The organism is Streptococcus sp. oral taxon 058 str. F0407, from assembly GCF_000235485.1.
Taxonomy (GTDB): Bacteria; Bacillota; Bacilli; order Lactobacillales; family Streptococcaceae; genus Streptococcus.
Map to the genome: position 1 here is coordinate 10,080 of NZ_JH378879.1, position 6,576 is coordinate 16,655.

Annotated in this window: 7 protein-coding genes; 6 read left to right on the forward strand and 1 reads right to left on the reverse strand. The window is 38.6% G+C overall.

Translation table 11 applies throughout. The features are described from left to right. The 6 genes from HMPREF9184_RS00410 to HMPREF9184_RS00435 form a co-directional block, all read left to right on the forward strand. Positions 1-493 (forward strand): DUF2326 domain-containing protein (locus HMPREF9184_RS00410; protein WP_009444049.1); only part of this gene is annotated, 493 nt, incomplete at its 5' end. A gap of 820 nt (positions 494-1,313) precedes the next feature. Then, positions 1,314-2,279: a hypothetical protein gene (locus HMPREF9184_RS00415; protein WP_000243684.1), complete on the forward strand. Its 966-nt coding sequence runs from the start codon at positions 1,314-1,316 to the stop codon at positions 2,277-2,279. Positions 2,280-2,413: 134 nt separating this feature from the next. Continuing rightward, the gene (locus HMPREF9184_RS00420; protein WP_000624261.1) at positions 2,414-2,926 is read left to right on the forward strand and encodes a GNAT family N-acetyltransferase; all 513 of its coding nucleotides are present in this window, start codon (positions 2,414-2,416) and stop codon (positions 2,924-2,926) included. Positions 2,927-3,158: 232 nt separating this feature from the next. Continuing rightward, positions 3,159-3,845 (forward strand): XRE family transcriptional regulator, encoded by a 687-nt coding sequence (locus HMPREF9184_RS00425; RefSeq protein WP_000284675.1) that lies wholly within the window; start codon positions 3,159-3,161, stop codon positions 3,843-3,845. A gap of 3 nt (positions 3,846-3,848) precedes the next feature. Next, a complete protein-coding gene (locus tag HMPREF9184_RS00430; protein WP_000540288.1) occupies positions 3,849-5,264 on the forward strand; it encodes a Y-family DNA polymerase in 1,416 nt (471 codons plus the stop codon). After that, positions 5,261-5,623, forward strand: a complete 363-nt coding sequence (locus HMPREF9184_RS00435; RefSeq protein ID WP_000567211.1) for a hypothetical protein — start codon at positions 5,261-5,263, stop codon at positions 5,621-5,623. Before HMPREF9184_RS00430 ends, HMPREF9184_RS00435 begins: the two co-directional genes overlap by 4 nt. A 324-nt stretch (positions 5,624-5,947) precedes the next feature. On the opposite strand, the gene HMPREF9184_RS09820 is transcribed toward HMPREF9184_RS00435, so the two are convergent. Next, the coding region (locus HMPREF9184_RS09820) for an LPXTG cell wall anchor domain-containing protein (protein WP_009444051.1) at positions 5,948-6,576 on the reverse strand (629 nt) is incomplete at its 5' end.

A 6,576-nucleotide genomic window follows, 5' to 3' on the forward strand; every position in this document is an offset into this window, starting at 1 on the left:
GGAAAAATTGATAGAAAAGATAACTGAACTTAAGACAATTGTTGAAATTTCTGAAGCAAAATATCAGGCAAAAATGGATGCTTTTAATCATTATTTTAAAAGTGTGGCAAGTCGTATTAATAAAGAACAACCCGTACTAGTTTATGATCCTAAACATGATAGATTTCCAGTATCAATAGGGGCTCTTTCTGAAGGGACAAGTACTGGGACTCGAAAATCTCTTATTGCTGCATATGATATTGCCTATCAACTTTTTGCTCGAACAATTGGAAAAACCGTTCCTAACTTTATTATTCACGATGTTCTTGAAAGTATTGAAGGTGAAGACTTAAGGGCATTAGTTGAAGAAGTAGAAAATAACCAAATACAGTATATTTCTGCGATTTTAAAAGAAAAATTAGTGTCGTCAAGACTTTCATTAGATAAACAAAGTGAGATTATTATTCTAGAACTTTCTATGACAGATAGATTGTTTGAGAGAAGAGGTTCATAATCAAATATTTGAAATTTTTTGTATATTTTGACTTCTATATATAAAACAATAACAATTTAAATGGTGTGATCTTTTTGGTAAAATCTAGCTCAATCCGTGTATTTTTAGGGGGGAATTCACACCATTCAAATGAAAGTTATTCAAATTAGATGAAATTTTGTTTTCTGTAAATGTCGGAAAATATTAATTTTAAGCGCATCTTGAACTTATTCAAATAGAAGTGTTTCCAACCAGGTCTTAAGAAAGCTCGTAAAGCATCACAATTTAGTAAACGTTAGTTCGAGAGAATTACTATACTTACAAAGAGCACCTTTCGGGGTGTTTTTTTATGTTTCCATACTAAATTGGTGCAATTGCCACAGTTGTTGCGATTTTAGTCGCTTACAAATGTGGTTGCAACCTGACAGAGTCAGTTGCCTCAAAACGTTAAGAATCAGCTACAATACAGCATTTACAACACTTCATGGTTCACACCATGGGGTGTTTTTTGCTTCTCTTATCTTCTCACGGTATCTCTCATGTGGTATAATGAGGTAAGGACTGTTCCTCATTTCAGATGAGTTTATGGTGTTTAAGGTCAACCTATCTGAATTGTCAAGGAGCTAGTGTCCATTACTCGGATTGGGCGTTTCCTCGTAGTTTATTTGATTCTAATCACTTAGAAAGCATCTGGTGTGGGAGATCATTGTGATTTCAATGCAATGTTTCGTATGCTAGGTAGGAAAATTGGAATTCAGGATAAGTAGTAGGTGAGAAGAGTATTTCTGTCAATCTCCTATATACCTATTAACAGCTATCCAAAATAAAAGGAGATTGTAGATTGGTTTTATTAGTATTAGGGATTTTGGTTTTGCTCATTCTAATTTTTAAAAGGAAAAAGAAAACTGGTAAAAAATCTGAAGGAAATTCCAAGAATAAAAATTGGATATTAATAGGGTGCTTATCCATAGTTATCCCCATCGCAATCCTCACAGTGAGTAGTCCTATTCTTTCTCTAATGGATATGTGGGGGCTATTTGCTCATGTAAGTCGAACTGAGATTGAGCAAGCTGTGCATCGTTCTTATCAAAACTATGGTTTAACAGGTCAATTTGAGTTAGAAAAATATGAGAAAAACTATACAAGTGTGGGAGGATTTGTAATCCATGGTACTTATAGTGAAAATATAGCCGGAAAAACCTATCAGGTTCAAACTCGATTTAAATACTATACTCGTTTTTCGGAAAATAAAACATATAGAAAGACAGATGCAGAGGTTGATTACAAAAATGATAAAAAAATTTATAATGTTTTCCCAGAATTAGCCTATTTAGGTATTGAAGTTAGTCCAGGCACCAGCGAATTCTTAAAAACATTGGACACTTCAATCAAAGATCCTAAACTGTCTGATTTGAAGTATCAAGGTATTCGTTTTGAATTTAATAGCCAATCTGATAATATCTATCTTTATAATGAAATATTAGAGGAAAATCAAAGTAAGGGACAAGCTCTCCAAGGAATGTACCCAATGGATGCTCAATATCTTTTTCAAAAAGAGATTTTTATACCGACATTTGAATTTCAGTATTTCGTTCCAAAGGAAAAAAGAGATCTCTTGTATGATGACTATCTTAAAGAGCTTGAAACGCTCATGAAGGAATTTTTTGCCAACCAACCCTTACCAAGAGGTCTTTATGCTGTCAAAATTGCTAAGTATAAAGAGGATAAACTTGTCAGTGATAGTGGTGTATACTATGTGAGGATTGAAAATCGTCAAGTTGTAAAGCTGTTGAAAAAATTAGAATAGGAGTCGCTAGGGCTAGGTCAGTCTAACAATATTTTTCCTAAGAAGAGAAGGGGAGATTTATCAGTTTATCTAAGTTTTTATATGGTGTAAACATGCGAAAATTTGAGTGTGGATAATGAAGGGGAGGCTTTGAAATGATCAGTTTAGAGTGGCTGTCTGAAGCAAATAGTCTAGACGTCTATTCTTTTGAAAAAGAAAATCGAGAGTATTTTGAACGAAATTTACCTCCTAGACCAGCTAACTATTTTGATTTAGAAGGTTTTAAAGAAATTACAAGGGAATTGTTAACGGAACAAAGGAATCGTGATGTCTATATGCATCTTATTAGAGATTCGGAAGGTGTTATGGTCGGGAGAATCAATTTAAGTGTCTTAGAGGGTGATCGAAAAACAGCAGAGCTTGGGTATAGGATTGGGGAAAATGTCACCAATTTAGGCTATGCCAGCGAAGCAGTTAGACTCGTTTTAGATAAGGCCTTCACGACTTATGGTTTCAATAGAATCATTGCAGGAACAGCAAGAGATAATCTAGCTTCTCAGAGAGTGCTTTTAAAAAATGGCTTCACCTTTAGTAGAATGATAGAAAATGACTTACAAATTCATAATGAGTGGGTTGATACAGCAGTATTTGAGATAAGGAGACCATAACATCATCATTTCCAGTCTATTGATAAGGTTAATGGAGTTATAATCTTTTCAGACATTCAAGAATTTACTCTTGGATGTCTTTTTTGTTCAAAATAAATAAGTGTTGCTGCTTAAACTTGATTTTCCCAGTGGACAATCGTTCACTTTTTTTATATAATAAAACTAAACCAAAATGGTTGAATTTTAAAATAGAGTCAACCTGCAACGAAAGCGTCACACTAGGAGGTGAATCATGTACCAACCAGAAAAACTCAAGGCTCGGAGAAAAGAGTTAAAATTGACACAGAAGGAAATTGCAGAGCGGCTTGGGATTAGTTTTCAGGCTTACTCGGCTTGGGAACGTGGCATCAAGGAACCATCCAAGGAGAAGGTTGCTCAGCTAGAGAAGATTTTAAAGGTAGTAGAAGGGTATTTTACCCAAATCGAAATTGTACGTCTCTATAATAGTCTCTCCCATCAGGGGAAGGAAAAGGTAGTGGTCTATGTTCGCAATCTAGCTCAAGAGGAACAAGCCAAGAAGGTAACGGCCATGCCAGAAAAACTTTTCGAGTACCGTGTCTATGAACGCATGTCAGCAGGGATCGGGGCTTCGGTTTATGATGATCGAAACTTTGATACGGTTTATTTCAATGAAGAACTGGCTCATGATTTTGCTTCCTGGGTGGCTGGGGACTCCATGGAACCTAAATATCAAAATGGCTCCGTGGCTCTGATTCGGGAAACAGGATTTGATTATGATGGGGCTGTTTATGCAGTGGTTTGCAACAACCAGACCTATATCAAACGGGTTTATCGGGAGGAAGATGGCTTGCGTCTGGTCTCTATCAATCCTAAATACAAGGATATTTTCATCTCCTATGAGGAAGATCCCCGGATTGTGGGGATTATCGTTGGGAACTTTGTGCCAATGGAGGGCTAGCCAATGGGCTACTTTGATTATTCCAGAGAGCCCAAAAGTGATATTGCCTTTGTCGATATGAAATCCTTTTATGCCAGTGTCGAGTGTGTGAAAAGGGGCTTGCATCCGCTGAAGACCTCACTTTGTGTCATGAGTCGAACGGATAATTCAACTGGCCTGATCCTAGCCTCCTCTCCCATGTTTAAGAAGATTTTTGGCAAGTCAAATGTTGGTCGGGCCTATGATCTGCCCTTTGATATCAAAACTCGCAAATTTTCCTACTATAATGCCAGTAAGCAAGGGTTACCTACCGACTCGGACTATGTACGCTACATCGAAGATTGGGCCCAAGTCACCTTGATTGTGCCACCTCGGATGGATGAGTATATCGCAGTCAATATGGAAATTCAACGAATCTTTCAAAATTATGGCAGTCCAGAGGATATTTATCCTTACTCTATCGATGAGGGCTTTATTGACCTGACTAGTTCGCTCAATTATTTTGTCCCAGACAGGCAGATTTCTCGCAAAGACAAGCTGGATATGCTTTCTGCTCGTATTCAGAGGGATATTTGGAGGCAGACAGGGATATACTCTACGGTGGGTATGTCCAATGCCAATCCCTTACTGGCCAAGTTGGCTCTGGATAATGAGGCCAAGCACACCCCGACCATGAGAGCCAACTGGTCTTATCAAGACGTGGAAGAGAAGGTCTGGGCCATTCCCAAGATGACGGATTTTTGGGGGATTGGTAGGCGGATGGAGAAACGCTTGCATACTCTGGGGATTTATTCCATCAAGGAATTGGCAACCAGTAATCCAGATCAGCTAAAGAAAGTTCTGGGTCAGGCTGGCCTGCGTTTGTGGTTTCATGCTAACGGGATTGATGAGAGCAATGTTCATAAGCCCTATAAAGCCAAGTCCCAAGGTTTGGGAAATTCTCAAATCTTGCCGAGAGACTACGTGAAGTTACGGGATATCGAAATTATTCTCCGAGAAATGGCAGAGCAGGTGGCTATTAGACTGAGAAGAGCGGGCAAGAAAACAACCCTTGTCTCTATCTATGTTGGTTTCTCTAAACAGGAGGTCAGGCCGTCTATTCACACACAAATGAAGGTCGAACCTACCAATAATACCGCTATCTTAACGGATTATGTTTTGAAGCTATTTCATAACAAATACACTTCTGGATCGGTCAGAAGTGTTGGAGTCAACTATTCAGGATTTGTGGACGAGTCCTTTGGTTTGATCTCTCTCTTTGATGATGTTGACAAGTTAGAAAAAGAAGAAAGGCTCCAGACGGCTATTGACTCCATTCGGGAACAATTTGGTTTCACCGCCCTCTTAAAGGCCAATGCACTGGAAGAAGCCTCTAGGAGTCTTGCTAGAAGCAAGCTGATTGGTGGACATTCTGCTGGAGGATTAGATGGATTACAATGATTGATCGTTCTTATTTACCTTTTCAATCTGCGCGAGACTATCAAGATCCAGGGATGCAGAAGTGGATGGGTTTTTTCCTCTCAGAGCATACTAGTTCGCTTGGTGAAGAAAAAAATCGGGTTGATTTTTCGACGAATTTGAATTCAATTGAGAAGCTACTCTTGCTTTCTCAGCTTTATGTTGGGCAACTGAAGGGATGCTTTGTGGTCAAGGAAAAGAAACAGAAAACCACTATCATTGGTGAAGTGAAAGAGTTGTCCTCTAAAACCTTATCTATTAGAACAAACGAGGGATATAGGTTGATAGAGGTTGCAGATGTTTTAGAAATTCAACTGTGGGAGGAGGAGATTGATGATTAGAAAAGAGCTACATGAAAAAAACTGCAGATGGACTATCCCTTGAACTCAACTAGCTTTGAAGATACGAGCAGAAGAGCGATTTCCATCGCAAGAGATAGTCATATAAGAAAAAAACTTTATAGTTTTTGCTGACAGTTTCCTTGAAATCGCAGTTGAATTTGAAAACACTTATCCTCAATGATCATCTTATTTATAGATGTATATCAGAACATCCATGTGAATTTATGGATGTTTTTTGCTTTCCATTGATAAAAAAGAGAAGACCAGATGGTCTTCTCTACGGGGGAACTGAAATAATGGGAAAGAATCAATCAAAGATTTTGATTAGTCTTTGAAATTCTTTTGGAAGATAAGGAGAGACAAGATAGAAGTAATAGCTGCCAAGAAGAGGAAGGCAGTTGCTTCTTGTTCCCCAGTTGCTGGGAGTTGTTTTTCCTTGTCTTGTTTGACTGTAGTTGCAACAGGAGCTTTTTCATCTTTTACTGATGAATTGTCTGTTACGACTGGAGCTGGTTTTTCGATCTCTCTTGGTAGAACATACTCAGGAAGGGTCACAACAGGTGGCGCCTCTGTTCCAACTGAGCTTTGCTTGATACCCACCTCGATCACTCGATCTTGAGCCGGAGTCGATTCTGTTTGGAGAACTTTGCGCTTGTCACCATCTACTTCAACATACTCGACTAGCAGACCGTTTTTACCTTCTGATAGAATTTGCTCTTTTCCTTTATCTAGTAGGGCATTTTCGCGACGGATAGTCTTGAATGGTACGACCTTATTGACAATTTCCAAACTTGGAAGTGTAAAGACAAGATCCTTAACTCCTTCTTCAGGAGATGAAGAAGTAATCGGTTTTTCAGGCTCAGCTGGTTTTTCCGGTTGAGCAGGAGTTTCTGGTTGCGCTGGTTTCTCAGGTTGAGCAGGTTTTTCAGGCTCAGCTGGTTTCTCAGGCTTAG